This window comes from Vibrio limimangrovi, assembly GCF_054064025.1.
In genome coordinates, this window is record NZ_JBSUGF010000007.1 from 598,421 (window position 1) to 614,158 (window position 15,738).

At 45.7% G+C, this 15,738-nt stretch carries 12 protein-coding genes; 10 read left to right on the plus strand and 2 right to left on the minus strand.

Translation table 11 applies throughout. From position 1 onward, the window contains the following. The first annotated feature begins 35 nt into the window (after window positions 1-35). From ACWYU8_RS10390 to ACWYU8_RS10425, 8 genes are all read left to right on the plus strand, one after another. Entirely contained in the window at window positions 36-1,013 is a 978-nt protein-coding gene (locus tag ACWYU8_RS10390) for a dipeptidase (protein ID WP_457519491.1), read from the plus strand. 67 nt (window positions 1,014-1,080) lie between these two features. Continuing rightward, entirely contained in the window at window positions 1,081-1,614 is a 534-nt protein-coding gene (locus ACWYU8_RS10395) for a DUF5943 domain-containing protein (protein WP_457519492.1), read from the plus strand. An 83-nt stretch (window positions 1,615-1,697) separates the two neighbouring features. Then, entirely contained in the window at window positions 1,698-3,761 is a 2,064-nt protein-coding gene (gene dgcA / locus ACWYU8_RS10400; RefSeq protein ID WP_457519493.1) for a dimethylglycine demethylation protein DgcA, read from the plus strand. Window positions 3,762-3,770: 9 nt separating this feature from the next. Continuing rightward, on the plus strand, window positions 3,771-5,726 hold the full coding sequence (locus ACWYU8_RS10405) for a (Fe-S)-binding protein (protein ID WP_457519494.1): 1,956 nt from the start codon (window positions 3,771-3,773) through the stop codon (window positions 5,724-5,726). A 9-nt stretch (window positions 5,727-5,735) separates the two neighbouring features. Then, a complete protein-coding gene (gene etfA, locus ACWYU8_RS10410; RefSeq protein WP_457519495.1) occupies window positions 5,736-6,974 on the plus strand; it encodes an electron transfer flavoprotein subunit alpha in 1,239 nt (412 codons plus the stop codon). Next, entirely contained in the window at window positions 6,964-7,758 is a 795-nt protein-coding gene (gene etfB / locus ACWYU8_RS10415) for an electron transfer flavoprotein subunit beta (protein WP_457519496.1), read from the plus strand. The genes etfA and etfB overlap by 11 nt, the downstream gene beginning before the upstream one ends. Before the next feature lie 197 nt (window positions 7,759-7,955). After that, complete coding sequence (locus ACWYU8_RS10420; protein ID WP_457519497.1) at window positions 7,956-9,563, plus strand: BCCT family transporter; 1,608 nt, start codon at window positions 7,956-7,958, stop codon at window positions 9,561-9,563. 123 nt (window positions 9,564-9,686) lie between these two features. After that, window positions 9,687-9,929 carry a hypothetical protein gene (locus ACWYU8_RS10425; protein WP_457519498.1) on the plus strand — a complete coding sequence of 81 codons (243 nt, stop codon included), beginning with the start codon at window positions 9,687-9,689 and terminating at the stop codon, window positions 9,927-9,929. A gap of 191 nt (window positions 9,930-10,120) precedes the next feature. Here ACWYU8_RS10425 and ACWYU8_RS10430 read toward each other — a convergent pair whose 3' ends face one another. Continuing rightward, the gene (locus tag ACWYU8_RS10430; protein ID WP_457519499.1) at window positions 10,121-10,990 is read right to left on the minus strand and encodes an aldo/keto reductase; all 870 of its coding nucleotides are present in this window, start codon (window positions 10,988-10,990) and stop codon (window positions 10,121-10,123) included. A 290-nt stretch (window positions 10,991-11,280) separates the two neighbouring features. After that, the gene (locus ACWYU8_RS10435; protein WP_457519500.1) at window positions 11,281-12,540 is read right to left on the minus strand and encodes an aromatic ring-hydroxylating oxygenase subunit alpha; all 1,260 of its coding nucleotides are present in this window, start codon (window positions 12,538-12,540) and stop codon (window positions 11,281-11,283) included. Between the two features lie 335 nt (window positions 12,541-12,875). On the opposite strand from ACWYU8_RS10435, the gene ACWYU8_RS10440 reads away from it, so the two are divergent. Continuing rightward, window positions 12,876-14,003: an FAD-binding oxidoreductase gene (locus ACWYU8_RS10440; protein WP_457519501.1), complete on the plus strand. Its 1,128-nt coding sequence runs from the start codon at window positions 12,876-12,878 to the stop codon at window positions 14,001-14,003. Window positions 14,004-14,435: 432 nt separating this feature from the next. After that, window positions 14,436-15,698, plus strand: a complete 1,263-nt coding sequence (gene glyA, locus ACWYU8_RS10445) for a serine hydroxymethyltransferase (protein ID WP_457519502.1) — start codon at window positions 14,436-14,438, stop codon at window positions 15,696-15,698. Window positions 15,699-15,738: the final 40 nt, after the last annotated feature.

Consider the following 15,738-nt stretch of genomic DNA (forward strand, 5'->3'; position numbering starts at 1 on the left):
AGACTAACGAGGAAAGGGAATAATAGGGTTTAAAAATGAACGCAACGGACTTGCATGAAGATTCAATAGTGATTGATGGCCTGGTGATCGCGAAGTGGGACCGAGCACTGTTTGAAGACATGCGCAAAGGTGGCATTACTGCTGCAAACTGTACAGTTTCTGTTTGGGAAGGTTTTCAGAATACGGTAAACAATATCGTTGAAATGAATAACCTGCTTGAAGAAAACAATGATTTGGTTATTAAAGTTCGCACAACTGACGACATTCGCAAAGCTAAGCAGCAGGGTAAAACCGGCATCATGATGGGCTTCCAAAACGCCCATGCTTTTGAAGATCAGCTTGGTTACGTACAAGTGTTCAAGGACCTAGGTGTTGGCGTTGTACAGATGTGCTACAACACGCAAAACCTGGTCGGTACTGGTTGTTATGAGCGTGATGGTGGTTTGTCTGGTTTCGGTCACGAGATTGTCGCTGAAATGAATAAAGTGGGCATCATGTGTGATTTGTCGCACGTGGGCGCAAAAACATCTAAAGAAGTGATTCTTGCTTCTGAAAAACCGGTTTGTTACTCGCACTGTCTGCCAAGTGGTTTAAAAGACCACCCACGTAATAAATCAGATGAAGATCTGAAGTTTATCGCTGACCACGGCGGTTTCGTTGGCGTGACTATGTTCGCCCCATTTCTTAAAAACGGCATTCATTCAACGATTGAAGACTACGTTGAAGCGATCGCTTACATCTTCAACCTGGTGGGTGAAGACCAGATCGGTATCGGTACAGACTTCACACAAGGTCATGGTCAGCCGTTCTTCGAGTGGCTGACGCACGATAAAGGTTATGCACGCCGCCTAACCAACTTCGGTGAAATCATTAACCCTGAAGGCATCCGCACTTTGGGTGAGTTCCCTAATTTGACAGACGCGCTGTTACGACATGGTTTTACTGAAACTCAAGTTCGCAAAATCATGGGTGAAAACTGGCTTCGTGTACTAGGCGAAGTTTGGGGCGAGTAACAGCGGTTTACATAAAAATATAACGATATAACGAGTTAGTTAATTTGTATAAAAGGAAGAATACGATATGAGTACACACGCACCTGAAATGCCAATCTTGGTTGATGACGAAACAGGGGTATGGACAACGGATGCCTTACCTATGTTGTACGTTCCACGTCACTTCTTTGTAAATAACCACATGGGTATTGAAGAAGAGATCGGCGCGGAGCGTTATGCAGACATTCTGTACAAAGCTGGCTACAAGTCCGCTTACTACTGGTGTGAAAAGGAAGCTGAGGAACATGGTCTTTCTGGCGACGCCGTTTTTGAACATTACATGAAACGTTTATCACAACGTGGATGGGGTTTCTTCGTCACTGAGCATCTAGATATTGCGAAAGGTGAAGCCCGTGTACGTCTGGAAAATTCATGCTTCGTTTACCAATACGGCAAAGTTAACCGTAAAGTCGATTACATGTTTACTGGCTGGTTCGCTGGTGCGATCGACCAAATCGCTGCAAGTCTTGGACTATCAGTAAAAACCAAAGCAGTACAAACACAGAGTGGTGCAGAGGAAGGGTGCGATTACGGCGTTTTTGAAGTAACACCAATCGATTAAAACACCAAATTCTATCCATTTGTAAGTCAGTCAAGGAAGACCGCCTCACTTATTACCAAGTGAGGCCGGTACAGGGGTAAATCATGTCTCAGTTCGATATTCTATTCCAACCATTAAAAATTAATAAAACGACAATTCGTAACCGTGTTGTTAGTACTGCACACGCAGAAGTTTATGCTACAGACGGCGGTATGACGACTGATCGCTACGTAAAATACTACGAAGAAAAGGCCAAAGGTGGCTGTGGTCTGTGTATCTGTGGCGGTTCAAGTGTGGTTTCAATTGACAGCCCACAAAGCTGGTGGAGCTCGGTTAACCTATCTACAGACCGCATCATTCCACATTTCCAAAATCTGGCCGATGCTGTGCACAAGCATGGCGGCAAGATCATGATTCAGATCACTCACATGGGACGTCGTTCCCGTTGGGACGGTGAGCATTGGCCAAACCTTATGTCTCCGTCTGGCGTACGTGAGCCGGTACACCGCGCAACGTGTAAGACCATTGAGGAAGAAGAAATCTGGCGCATCATTGGCGACTTTGCAAAAGCAGCCGTTCGCGCGAAAGAAGGTGGCTTAGACGGTGTTGAACTGTCTGCGGTTCACCAGCACATGATTGACCAATTCTGGTCTCCACGTGTTAACAAACGTACAGATAAGTGGGGCGGAACCTTTGAAAACCGCATGCGCTTTGGTATGGAAGTACTAAAAGCGGTACGTGAAGCGGTTGGTCCTGATTTTGTTGTCGGTATGCGTATTACTGGCGATGAGTTTCACCCAGATGGTTTGAACCATGACGATATGAAAGAAATCGCGGCTTACTACGATTCAACTAAGATGGTCGATTACTTCGGCGTAGTTGGTTCTGGCTGTGATACACACAACACTCTGGCAAACGTTATCCCTAACATGAGCTACCCGCCAGAGCCGTTCCTGCACTTGGCTGCAGGCATCAAAGAAGTGGTTTCTGTACCAGTTATCCACGCGCAGAACATCAAAGATCCAAACCAGGCTAAACGTATTCTTGAAGCGGGTTATGTGGACTTTGTTGGTATGACTCGTGCGCATATTGCTGATCCACATTTGATCACCAAAATTAAACTGGGTCAAACCGATCAAATTCGTCAATGTGTTGGTGCGAACTACTGTATCGACCGTCAGTACATGGGCTTAGATGTATTGTGTATCCAAAACGCGGCGACGTCTCGCGAGCACATGGGTATGCCTCATATCATTGAAAAAACAACCGGGCCTGTACGTAAAGTTGTGGTTATTGGTGGTGGCCCTGGTGGCTTGGAAGCGGCACGCGTTGCTGCTGAACGTGGCCATAAGGTGACGCTGGTTGAAAAAGCGGGTGAACTTGGCGGACAACTTACTATCGCAGCGAAAGCCCCTCAACGTGATCAGATGGCGGGTATTACTCGTTGGCTGGCGATGGAACTGGACCGTCTTGGTGTTGAAGTTATTCTGAACACCGCTGCTAACGCAGATATGATTCGTGAACTGAAACCTGATGTTTGTATCCTTGCCACTGGTGGTACTCCGTTCATTGAACAGAACCCAGACTGGGGTGCGGCAGAAGGACTGGTTGTGTCTTCTTGGGATATTCTTAACGGCACGGTTGAGCCAGGTAAGAACGTTCTTGTTTACGACACTATCTGTGAATTCTCTGGTATGTCGGCGGCAGACTACCTAACTTCTAAAGGCTCGCAAGTTGAACTTGTTACTGATGATATCAAACCTGGCGTTGGTATCGGTGGTACGACATTCCCAACTTACTACCGCAGTCTGTACGAGAAGGAAGTGATTATGACTTCCGATCTGGCACTACATAAGGTTTACCGTGAAGGTGATAACCTAATCGCTGTGCTGGAAAACGAATACACGGGTGCTAAAGAAGAGCGCGTTGTGGATCAGATTGTAGTAGAAAACGGCGTTCGTCCAAATGAAGCGCTTTACTACGAGTTGAAAGAAGAGTCAGTGAACAAGGGGCAAATCGACGTTGAAACCTTGTTTGCTTCTCAGGCGCAACCTGTCTTGTCACAAGCAAATGACGGCATGATCCTGTGGCGTTTGGGTGATTGCGTATCTCAACGTAATACTCACGCAGCAATCTACGACGCACTTCGTCTATGTAAAGATCTGTAAGGGGGGCTTATGTTCCTAGAGTCACTACTTCCTATCTTACTTATAACAGCCGGAGCCCTGGCTGTTATAGGGATGCTCCGCCGCATTATGATGTGGCGGAGAGGGCAAGCCGAAAGTGTTGCCTTTTTTGCAGGGTTAGCAGCCATGCCTCGCCGTTACCTCGTGGATTTACACCACGTGGTGGCGCGTGACAAAGTGATGTCTAACACTCACGTCGCGACGGCAGGTGGTTTCGTTCTATCTGTTGTACTCATTTTCGCGGTGCATGTATTTAACTTAGAGCCGCAGATCCTGTCTTGGGTACTGCTTGGTTCACTCGGTCTCATGTTTTGCGGTGCGTTGTTTGTAGCAAAACGTCGACTAAACCCACCATCTCGCCTGTCTAAAGGTCCTTGGATGAGACTACCGAAAAGCCTGATCATGTTTTCGGTGAGCTTTTTCCTTGTGACTCTACCTGCAACTCAGTTAGTTGGTGATGTGTTCAACGTGGTTGCTGCGGTTGTTCTCCTTGCTGCTATCGTATGGGGCGTCGGCGAGATGTTCCTCGGTATGGGCTGGGGCGGGCCAATGAAACACGCGTTTGCAGGTGCTTTGCACTTAGCATTTCACCGTCGTCCTGAGCGCTTTGGTGGTGGTCGTTCGACTGGCCTGAAGGCGTTGGATCTTAACGCGCAAAAATTGGGCGTAGAAAACCCTAGCGATTTTAAATGGAACCAACTGTTAGGTTTTGACGCTTGTGTGCAGTGTGGTCGTTGTGAAGCAGTGTGTCCGGCATTCGCAGCGGGGCAGCCACTGAACCCTAAGAAGCTAATCCAAGACATGGTTGTGGGTCTTGCTGGCGGAACAGATAAAAAATACGCTGGTAGCCCATATCCTGGTAAAGAAACCGGATGTGCAAAAGGCGACCCGCACAAACCAATCGTTGGCGGTGTTCTAAACGCAGAAACACTGTGGTCATGTACCACCTGCCGAGCTTGTGTAGAAGAGTGTCCGATGATGATCGAGCACGTAGATGCGATTGTCGATATGCGCCGCTTCTTAACGCTTGAAAAAGGTGAAACACCTAATAAAGGTGCGGAAGTACTGGAAAATATAATTTTCACAGACAACCCGAATGGCCACAATCCAAACAAACGTTCTAACTGGGCTGCAGACCAAAATCTGAAACTGATGTCTGAAGTGAAACGTGCAGATGTTCTGTTTTGGGTATCTGATGGTGCGTTTGATATGCGTAGCCAACGCATTCTTAAGTCGATGGTGCAAATTCTCAAAGCAGCCAAGATTGATGTTGCTATCTTGGGCGATGAAGAACTGGACTGTGGTGATGTTGCCCGTCGACTAGGTGATGATGTCACTTACCAACGCCTTGCAAAACGTAACATTCAAACGTTGATGAAGTACGACTTTGATTGCATCGTCACAACAGACCCTCACGCATTCCACTGTTTGAAGAACGAATACCCGGACTTCTACCCTGAGAATGAAAAACCAAACTACCAGGTTTGGCACCATACAACCTTCATTAACCAATTGGTTGAAAAGGGGTTAATCGGTCTTAAACCATTGTCAGTCGGAAAAGTTACCTACCATGACCCTTGTTACTTAGGTCGTTACAACGGTGAATATGAAGCCCCACGTTCGGTGCTAAAACACCTCGGTGTTGAAATCGCTGAAATGGAACGTTCAGGCTTCCGTTCGCGTTGTTGTGGTGGTGGTGGCGCTGCACCAATTACTGATATCCCAGGCGAGCGCCGAATTGCAGACATGCGAATGGATGATATTCGTGAAACGGGTGCTGATTTAGTGGCAGTTGGTTGCCAGCAATGTACTGCAATGCTTGAAGGTGTGGTTGAGCCAAGACCAGAAGTGAAAGACATTGCAGAGCTTGTGGCTGACATGTTGGTTGAGATTAACGATGACCAGGTGGACATATGGACACCAGAGTCTGAAACCGTCGGTGTGTAGGAGAAGAGCATGGGAGAATTTATTTTACGCCGTGACCCTCGTGTTGAGTGGATTAGACGCAATCGGCTACACCCACTGCACGATAGCTTGACGGTACAGCCAGTTGAAGAAATTGGACCAAGCGGCTTAACTAGGCGTTATCCACATCGTGTCGGCTTTATTGGACCTAACGGTATTAAGCGCATCGACCGCTTAAACAATAATGCGGCGACGTCGATGACCTCTGCACGCAAAGGCAGCCAGACAGAGGTTGAACTACCACTTCATAAAGTTGAGTCTCCTGACTTTTACATTGTGGTGGTTCCGGATATGCCTGGCGGTCGTTTGAGCAGCCATGATAAAGATGTTCTGGGACAAGCACATCAGCTGGTTAAACAGTCTGATGGCGAAGGTGCGGTGATGGCTGTTGTCTTCGGAACACATAAAGAAGAGCAGTTTGATCTTGCTGGTGTAGACCGTTTACTCGCTATCCCAGACGAAGTGTTTGATTACTATAGTCCGGAGCAACGCGTTGAGGTTCTTGCGAGCATCGAAGCGCAATACAAGCCAAAGCATTGGCTATTCCCGGATAGTATTCAAGGTGGCTTTGAGCTTGGTGCTCGTCTGTGTGCCGTTATTAATGAACGTCCTGCAACGCAAGTGTGGCAAGTCGACAGTGAGCAGGCGGTATGCCGGGCATCAGGCGGTCGACATGACATCAAGCGTGTGACTCCTCGAGTGCTGTTAATGGCTCAAGAATGTGCATTGCCTATTGATGAAACCAGACACGAAGTGTTGCCAGTGGCCTTTGAAGGCGAATTCAATATTGAGTCTCGCATTGAAGATCTTGGCTCTGTGGCGGTTGATCCTCAGGCAATCCCACTTACCGAGGCAGAGTTCATTCTGTCTGCGGGCAACGGTATTCATGACTGGGATCAATTCCATGAAGCGGCCAATATTCTGGGTGCAACTGAAGGTGCGAGCCGCGTAGCGGTGGATGATGGCTTTATGCCTCGTCACCGTCAGGTTGGTGCAACTGGTAGCTGGGTTACGGCTCGAGTCTATGTAGCCGTTGGCATCTCGGGTGCAGTTCAGCATCTGCAAGGTATTGGCGCGTGTGAAAAAGTCATTGCAGTAAATACAGATGCGGGTTGTGACATGGTTAAACGTGCTGATTTGAGCGTGATTGCTGATAGCAACGAGTTTTTAAGGGAATTGATTTCTCTTATTCAACACAATCAATCAAAGGAGCTAAAGGATGCCGCATAATCAAATCGACACACTACGTGTCAGTACTTTAGTTTCCATTGGCGCGCATCCTGATACCGGGCGTGCGCGCCGCTCAGCTACCGATGCTCGTGCAGTTGAATTGGCAATGAATTTGGGTGATTGCGAAATCGAGGTGCTGCACGCCGGCAATCCTGAAGATCCTGCATTAGGTTACTACAGCGGGATGGGGCTTTCTCAAATTCGCGTTCTGGCACAAGACGAGCAAGACGATGCCATTAACACCTTGTCATCTTATTTTCGTGATGACATGCCAGACATCGTGCTGACGGGTATGCGCGCGGAAAATGGGGAATCTTCTGGCACGCTACCATTCTTTTTAGCTCAGGCGTTGGATTGTCCAATTGTTATGGGGATTGCTGAAATCTTGTCTGTGGAAAATGGGACTGCCCGCGTGTTGCAAGCCTTACCTAGAGGGCAACGCAGAGCGCTAAACGTTTCGCTTCCATTTGTTGCAAGCGTCGATTTTGCTGCACAAGAGCCGCGACAAAGTGCATTTGGTCGTGCCAGAAAATGTGACATTGTCACGGAAGAGGTCGCAGGTAAACAACTGGATAAAGAACGACTTACTTGGGAAACCAGTATCGCGAAGCCGAAAGCTAAGCGTTTGAAAGTCGTCAAAGCCAAAAGTGCAGCCGACCGTTTTAAAGCTGCGACAGCAAAAGCAGAATCATCTGGCGGTAGAGTCCTTAAAGACCAGCCTGTCAGTGAGATGGCTCAGGCAGTATTTGATTTGCTGCTTGAAGAAGGGGTTGTAAGTAAATAATTAGAAATTTCATTTGTTAGGGATTCAACTTATCGAACTAGATGTAGTTCATGAGACGAATATATTCACGTTCATGGTTCCGATCATTAATGGAAAATGGTCGGATCCATACGTGCATAACCCATGACTAAGAACGACTCAGGGAAAGGAATTACTGAAGAGGGTTCAACATATGTTAATCATTAAAGAGGGATCGCATGAAAAGCATAGTAAGTAGTCGAAGAAAATATAAATCCGTTCATAGTATTAAGTATGAAACGGATTATTGCGCGGGACAGGACAATGTCAAAATCTTTGGCATGGATATTCATAACCCCGTTTTTGGTATCAGCGCTAGTTTAATTTTATTGTTCATCATATTAACTTTGCTGTTTCCTACTGCCTCTAAAGAAGCGCTAACATTTGCGCGAAGCTGGTCAATTAATAATTTTGATTGGTTCTTTATGGTAGGGTGTAACTTGTTCGTCGGTTTCTGCGTGTTGTTACTAATCACGCCACTTGGCAGAATTCGCTTAGGCGGGGTAGATGCAAGACCGGATTACTCAACAATATCCTGGTTTAGCATGCTGTTCGCTGCTGGGATGGGGATTGGCTTGATGTTCTGGAGTGTCGCGGAACCTGTCGCTTATTACACAGACTGGTACGGAACTCCCCTTAACGTGGCTCCAAATACTGAAGAAGCCAAAAGAATGGCGTTAAGTGCCACTGCTTACCATTGGGGACTTCATCCTTGGGCTATCTACGCTGTAGTTGGTTTAGCGCTGGCATTCTTTGCTCATAATAAAGGCTTACCACTTACTATTCGTTCTGCATTCTTCCCTATTTTGGGTGAGCGTTGTTGGGGACCTATTGGTAACGTCATCGATATTCTTGCTGTTCTGGCAACCATTTTCGGCTTAGCAACCTCATTGGGCTTAGGTGCACAACAGGCGGCTTCTGGCCTTAGCCATCTATTTGGTGTCTCAAGTGGTATTTCAACTCAAATTACATTCGTTGTAGTGGTCACTGGTATTGCCGTGATCTCCGTAGCACGCGGACTTGATGGCGGTGTGAAGATATTAAGTAACATCAACATGCTCATTGCGGCAGGTTTAGTTGCACTTCTTGTTGTGATTGGTCCGACGTTGGCTATTTTTAATACTTTTGGTGATATCACACTGGGCTACATTGAAAACTTCGTGCCACTTTCAAACTGGATTGGGCGTGAAGACAGCGATTGGTTCCATGGCTGGACAGTGTTTTACTGGGCTTGGTGGGTATCTTGGTCACCATTCGTGGGTATGTTTATCGCACGCGTTTCAAAAGGACGTACCGTTCGTGAATTCGTTACTGCCGTGTTGCTTATCCCAACTTTGGTCACCATGGTGTGGCTAAGTGTGATGGGAGGAACTGCTCTGGAGCAAACGACTACAGGGGTTGGTGAGCTAGCGAATGGTATTAGTGACGTATCTTTGGCGATGTTCCAGATGTTTGAAAATTTACCTCTCTCAACACTGCTATCCGTGGTTGGCATCTTACTTGTGCTAGTCTTCTTTGTAACCTCTTCAGATTCTGGCTCACTGGTTATTGATAGCATCACGGCTGGCGGTAAAGAGGATGTGCCAGTTGGTCAGCGTGTGTTTTGGGCGATAGTCGAAGGTCTGATTGCTGTTGCATTGTTGCTTGGCGGTGGTTCTGAAGCCCTGACTGCATTACAAGCGGGAGCAATTACCACGGGTCTGCCATTCACACTGGTGTTGGTACTAATGTGCTGGAGTTTGTACAAAGGGTTGCTTTCGGAGAGCCACCTTTATCGCAGAGCTTAATTGCGACGCAGCTAGCATTTTGGGCTGTGTGAAACAGAAAGTGATCACAGCCCCTTTTGGAATCGTCTATTGTAGGCTTGTTAGGGGGAAAGGAAGCCCCTTATTTGGTAGGAGAATTTAGTTATGATGCACGTAGATCTTGTAGATATGGATGACTTTATTACTGATCTTAGTGAGCTTGGTATAGAGTGTCCTAATTCTGATGTCGATAGTGTAAAGACCACTATTGATGAGTGGCTACAATCGGTTGATAGTACTCAGCGCGATCAGTTCTCTAAACTGTTGTTCTGTGTAGAGCAAAAAGGCATTTTGTTACCAGATATTGAAAGTGTTGTTCTCTGGGGAATTCAACAGCTGCCTCGTTGAGGACGCTTGATAGCGTTCACTCAGCTTATTTGATTCTTGCTCAAAATATTTGAGTCAATGAGATCGTAATATATTGAAAGTAAATCGAAAGCTTTCTTAGACACACACCGATAATAGGTGTGTGTCTTTTTATTTGGCGTAATCCAATTTGCGCCAGTTGCTTAAAGTAGAACAATAAGCAACATCTGTCGTTAGTCGTGAATTTTTACACTCAGACAGCCACGGACAAAGTCAGGGTTAAAGTGTTTAACTGCTTCACCAACGTAGCCTAAATCCAGACTATTTATTTTCTCCATCTCTTCATCAGAAAGAGTGAAACCCCAAATGTCGAAGTTTTCTTCAATGCGTGCTTGCTTGACGGATTTTGGAATCACAGTAACGCCACGTTGTAAGTTCCAACGTAAAATAACCTGAGCGATCGTTTTACCATGAGCTTCTGCAATACCTTTCAGCATGTCGTCTTCAAAAGGTTTGTGACGACCACCGCCTAGTGGAGCCCACGCTTCTGGCTGAACGCCGTAGTACTTCATTGTTTCTAGTGCAGCTGGCTGAGCATGGTATGGGTGCAACTCAATTTGATTCACCATCGGCTTAATTTTCACCGTTTCACAGAAGTTAGCCAATACGTGAGCATAGAAGTTAGATACACCAATCGCTTTTAGTTTGCCTTCTTCATAGGCATCTTCCATTGCACGCCAGGCACTAAAATAGTCTCTCATTGCCTGATGTAGCAAATATAAATCGAAATACTCCAAACCAGATTTTTTAAGTGACGCCTCGATACCCGCTTTAGCCGTATCGTAGTTGGCCATGTCCTGGACCCACAATTTTGACGTGATGAATAGATCTTCGCGCGTGCAAATCCCTTCTTCTATGGCTTCGCGCACGGCGTCACCCACGGCATCTTCGTTACCATAGACTGCTGCAGTATCAATAAGGCGATAGCCAGCACGGATAGCACTGAGCACTGACTGTTTGCATTCTTCTTTGTCGGTTACCTGGAAAACACCAAAGCCTGCCATCGGCATCTCTAGGTTGTTACTTAATGTTGTATATTCCATTGTAGAATATCTCCATTGCGCTGATTGGACGTAAAGCAGTCAACTCTATCGGTGCCTAGTCCTATAAAATCAATAGAGATCATGCGGTTTCCCTTTTTACGGGTCCATAAATTATGGCATGCAATCGTCGACATTGAGTTGTTAGATCTTCGCTATTATTTGCCTAAAAATTTATTTTTTATATGGTGAGGGTGAGGGAGGCGATTAACGGCCCTGCTGTGAACGCTATTTTTGCCGCATAAAAAAGCCTCATCTCGAAAGATGAGGCTTTGATTATGGAGCAATATTTCTTACAACTTCTCTTTCACTCGGTCTGCGTACCAGTTAATGAAGTCGATTACACCAAACTCGTAGGTTTGAGAGTAAGGTCCTGGTTGGTAGCTTAGTGAGTTGATACCACGTTGGTTTTCTTCACCAAGACGACGATCTTGTTCGTTGGTTGCGTCCCAAACACGGCGTAGGGTTTCAGTATCATAATCCACACCTTCTACCGCGTCTTTATGGACAAACCATTTCGTCGTTACCATAGACTCTTGTGCTGAGATAGGCAGCACTCGGAATACAATGAAGTGATCACTTTGCATGTGGTTCCAAGAGTTTGGTAAGTGAAGGATACGCAGTGATCCTAACTTATCATTTTTGATGCGACCTAACAGTTTCTTCGAACCCGGCGCACCATCAATCGTCATTACCGACGTTCCTTCTTTTAAAGGCATACGGACCAGACGGTTTCTGCTGCCGAACTTTTTATGTTCGTGAGGAATAGATTCTGCATCCCACTCAGAAGCCATGCGTTCGTAGTACTTCAAAAACTCTTCAGTTGCACGCGGGTCGTTTGTGTCATCCCACTCCAGAAGTGTATTAAGCAATTCTGGGTGGCTACCTGCACAGTGATAGCATTCACGGTTGTTTTCGATAACGAGTTTCCAGTTTGCTTTTTCATACATGTTTGACTCGACTGCGAGTTTAGTATTCTCGACATCGTAAGGTTCCATGTATTCTTCAAGTGTCGCCAGAAACTCATCAAAATCTGATTCTGGTGCTTGTTCGCCAAGACAAATGAAGATAAAGCCGCCAGCCGTTTTACAATGAACTTGGTTGAGTTTATGTTTTTGCATGTCAAACTCATCGCCCATTTCGGTGCCAGCGTATAATAAATTCCCTTTAGTATCGTATGTCCACTGGTGATAAGGACAGACTAAATTGGCTACTTTGCCTCTGTGCTCAGTACAAATACGAGAGCCACGGTGGCGACAGGTGTTGTGGAAAGCGTTTACCTGGCCATCTGCGGCACGCACGATAAGCACTGGGTTTTGCGCGATTTCAACGGTGAAGTAGTCGCCTTTTGACGGTATTTCACTCGTCATGCCAACAAATAACCACTCCTTCTGAAAGATCTCTTCTACATCAATTTTGAATAGTAGCGGATCATTGTATAGCGGACGTGGTAGTGAATAATCAGAACGACGCTCATTGAGCATTTTTTTCATTTCTTCTCGAGCAACTTCCACGCTCGAGTAGCTAATGTTGAGAATATCGTTTTGTGTCATTGTCTATCTTCTTCTAGAAAATGTGGACGATACGCCCTGCTAGGGCTTCCATGCGTTTTGGGCCAACAGCCTTACTAGTTTTTGGCTAACAGCCTTACTAATAGTGTGTAAATGTTTGGCTTGCTGATATCCTGCCATTATTGGCACGTTTGTAAGTGGTCTAAATACGACATCGATCTACTCTATTTAAGACATCCAATAAACTATTTTCTCTTATGTGACCGTTTTGGATAACTCCATGTCGTTAATGGATAACTCGCAGAAGTCAGTTCACTCACAATAAGCTCGACCCATGGAGGGAACCCAGTAATTACACCGTTGCGGAGAAGCCGGATATGAATACCCCAATTAACTCTCTAGCCACAAGTGGCTCATTTATTCCAGTTGAAACTCAAATTTGGGATAACGGTCGTCACGCAGTTCGTTGCGTAAAAACCATCCAGGAAACCTGGGATACCAAAACGTTTTGTTTTATGGCTGAACAGCCAACCATGTTTTTCTTTAAGCCGGGTCAATTTGTGACTCTAGAGCTTGATATTGACGGCGAACAAGTATTCCGTTCTTACACTATTTCGAGTTCTCCTTCAGTACCTTACAGCTTTTCTATTACAGTAAAACGTGTTCCGGGTGGTTTTGTATCTAACTGGATTCACGACAATCTGGAAGTAGGTTCTGAGCTGGCGGTCCATGGTCCTGTAGGCGCATTTAACTCTATTGACTTCCCTTCTGAGAAAGTCCTTCTTTTGTCTGGTGGGGTAGGTGTAACGCCACTCATGTCTATGGCTCGCTGGGTATACGATACCAATAGCGACGTTGATGTCGCATTTGTTCACAGTGCTCGTACGCCACGTGACATTATATTCCATCGTGAACTTGAGTTTATGTCATCTCGTATCTCTAATTTCCATTTGCACTTAATTTGTGAGCGTTTGGAATCAGGACAAAACTGGTCTGGATACCGAGGTTATTTGGATGACGTCAAATTATTGATGATCACACCAGATTTGCATGAACGTGAAATTTTCTGTTGTGGCCCAACGCCATACATGCGCGCAGTAAAATCGATGCTGACCAAACTCGGCTTTAACATGGAACATTACCATGAAGAAGCATTTGGTGAGACACCTGTCGCAGTAGAAGAGCAAGCGGTTCATGACGCTGAAATTGCAGCGGAAGAAGCGGAAGCATTGACTGAAAGTGATCTAATTGAAGTCGTGTTTACTGAAAGTGACAAGCAAGTTCATGTGGCACCGGGAGAAACGGTACATGCTGCAGCGGCTAAGGCAGGACTTACCATTCCTAGAGCTTGTGGTATGGGTATCTGTGGTACTTGTAAGGTTAAGAAAGTCAGCGGTGATGTGGAAATGAGCCACAATGGCGGTATTACCGATGAGGATGTCGCAGAGGGATACATTCTTTCATGCTGTAGTGTTCCGAATGGAAATGTCGTTATTGAATGTTAACTAGTCCATCATCAATAACAGCCGCGGCTTCAGTGCTTAATTCAAATGATGAGTGTCGCCATATGGATTTTGGCCGATTTAAGCACTCACATATTTGAAATAAGAACTGAAGCGTGTGGCTCAAATAATATTGCAAATTGATACATTAAAAATATCCAAATCGTAATATTCACAAGGAGGTGTATATATCGAGACTTATTGATTTTTATCGGGATTTTGGCAGAGCGTAAGCTCTGCTTTTTTTTATTTAAGAATAAATTTAAAGATGTCGCAAATCCGCAGATTTTGTCGTATTTACGCAAGCGCAATATTACGAATTAATTACTATTGAATTGTCGATTAGGTTTCCATTGTAACGATTTTGAATTCAATGTCGTACTGCGAACCTGATGCCTAAACACGGAAGCAAGATTTCAGTATCAAGGAGAAGATATGTTTAACATTACTCAAAACATCGAAGCGTATGACAGCGAATTATGGTCGGCGATTGTTAAAGAAGAACAGAGACAAGAAGACCACATTGAGCTGATTGCTTCTGAGAACTACACCAGCCCACGAGTGATGCAAGCTCAAGGTAGTAAGCTAACAAATAAATACGCTGAGGGTTACCCGGCAAAAAGATACTACGGTGGCTGTAAATATGTCGATGAAGTTGAAGTTTTGGCGATTGAACGTGCAAAACAGCTATTTGGTGCTGAATACGCAAACGTCCAACCTCACTCGGGTTCACAAGCAAACGCTGCCGTTTACATGGCTTTGTGCGAACCGGGCGACACAGTTCTGGGTATGAGCCTTGCTCACGGCGGTCACTTGACTCACGGCTCTCACGTTAACTTTTCAGGTAAAATCTACAACGCAGTTCAATATGGTCTAAACGCTAAAACAGGCGAAATCGACTATGAACAAGTTGAGCAACTTGCACTAGAACACAAACCTAAAATGATCGTCGCTGGTTTCTCTGCTTACTCACGCGTAGTGGACTGGCAACGTTTCCGCGATATCGCAGACAAAGTTGGCGCTTATCTTTTCGTTGACATGGCTCACGTAGCAGGACTAGTTGCTGCAGGTATCTATCCAAACCCTGTTCCTTTTGCAGACGTCGTAGCAACGACAACACACAAAACCTTACGTGGTCCACGTGGCGGTCTGATTGTATCTCGCGATGCTGAACTAGAGAAAAAGATCAACGCTGCAGTATTCCCTGGCGGTCAAGGTGGCCCTCTGATGCACGTGATTGCTGCAAAAGCAGTAGCGTTTAAAGAGGCGTTAGAACCAGAATTCGCAGAATACCAGAAGCAAGTAGTGATTAACGCGCAAGTGATGGCGAAAGTCTTTATCGAACGTGGATTCGATGTTGTATCAGGCGGTACAGACAACCATCTATTCCTATTGAGCTTAATCCGTCAGAAATTGACTGGTAAAGCTGCAGACGCTGCGCTTGGCCTGGCTGGAATCACAGTAAACAAAAACGCGGTACCGGACGACCCTGAATCACCTTTCGTAACCTCTGGTCTACGTATCGGTACTCCGGTAATCACAACCCGTGGCTTCAAAGAACCTGAGTGTGAAATGCTAGCTGGTTGGATTGCCGATATTCTTGATGTACTTGACGATCCTCAAGCTCTGGCAAGTACGATTGAATTAGTAGGCGGCAAGGTTAAATCACTATGTCGTGATTTCCCTGCATACCAATAGATATCAGAAAGATATTTGATTTTAGCTGAAATGAAGGAAC

What these genes read in the sequence shown, in the direction of transcription:
- ACWYU8_RS10390 (WP_457519491.1), top strand. Translation starts at nt 36, where the DNA reads ATGAACGCAACGGACTTGCATGAAGATTCAATAGTGATTGATGGCCTG.
- ACWYU8_RS10395 (WP_457519492.1), top strand. Translation starts at nt 1,081, where the DNA reads ATGAGTACACACGCACCTGAAATGCCAATCTTGGTTGATGACGAAACA.
- dgcA (WP_457519493.1), top strand. Translation starts at nt 1,698, where the DNA reads ATGTCTCAGTTCGATATTCTATTCCAACCATTAAAAATTAATAAAACG.
- ACWYU8_RS10405 (WP_457519494.1), top strand. Translation starts at nt 3,771, where the DNA reads ATGTTCCTAGAGTCACTACTTCCTATCTTACTTATAACAGCCGGAGCC.
- etfA (WP_457519495.1), top strand. Translation starts at nt 5,736, where the DNA reads ATGGGAGAATTTATTTTACGCCGTGACCCTCGTGTTGAGTGGATTAGA.
- etfB (WP_457519496.1), top strand. Translation starts at nt 6,964, where the DNA reads ATGCCGCATAATCAAATCGACACACTACGTGTCAGTACTTTAGTTTCC.
- ACWYU8_RS10420 (WP_457519497.1), top strand. Translation starts at nt 7,956, where the DNA reads ATGAAAAGCATAGTAAGTAGTCGAAGAAAATATAAATCCGTTCATAGT.
- ACWYU8_RS10425 (WP_457519498.1), top strand. Translation starts at nt 9,687, where the DNA reads ATGATGCACGTAGATCTTGTAGATATGGATGACTTTATTACTGATCTT.
- ACWYU8_RS10430 (WP_457519499.1), bottom strand. Translation starts at nt 10,990, where the DNA reads ATGGAATATACAACATTAAGTAACAACCTAGAGATGCCGATGGCAGGC.
- ACWYU8_RS10435 (WP_457519500.1), bottom strand. Translation starts at nt 12,540, where the DNA reads ATGACACAAAACGATATTCTCAACATTAGCTACTCGAGCGTGGAAGTT.
- ACWYU8_RS10440 (WP_457519501.1), top strand. Translation starts at nt 12,876, where the DNA reads ATGAATACCCCAATTAACTCTCTAGCCACAAGTGGCTCATTTATTCCA.
- glyA (WP_457519502.1), top strand. Translation starts at nt 14,436, where the DNA reads ATGTTTAACATTACTCAAAACATCGAAGCGTATGACAGCGAATTATGG.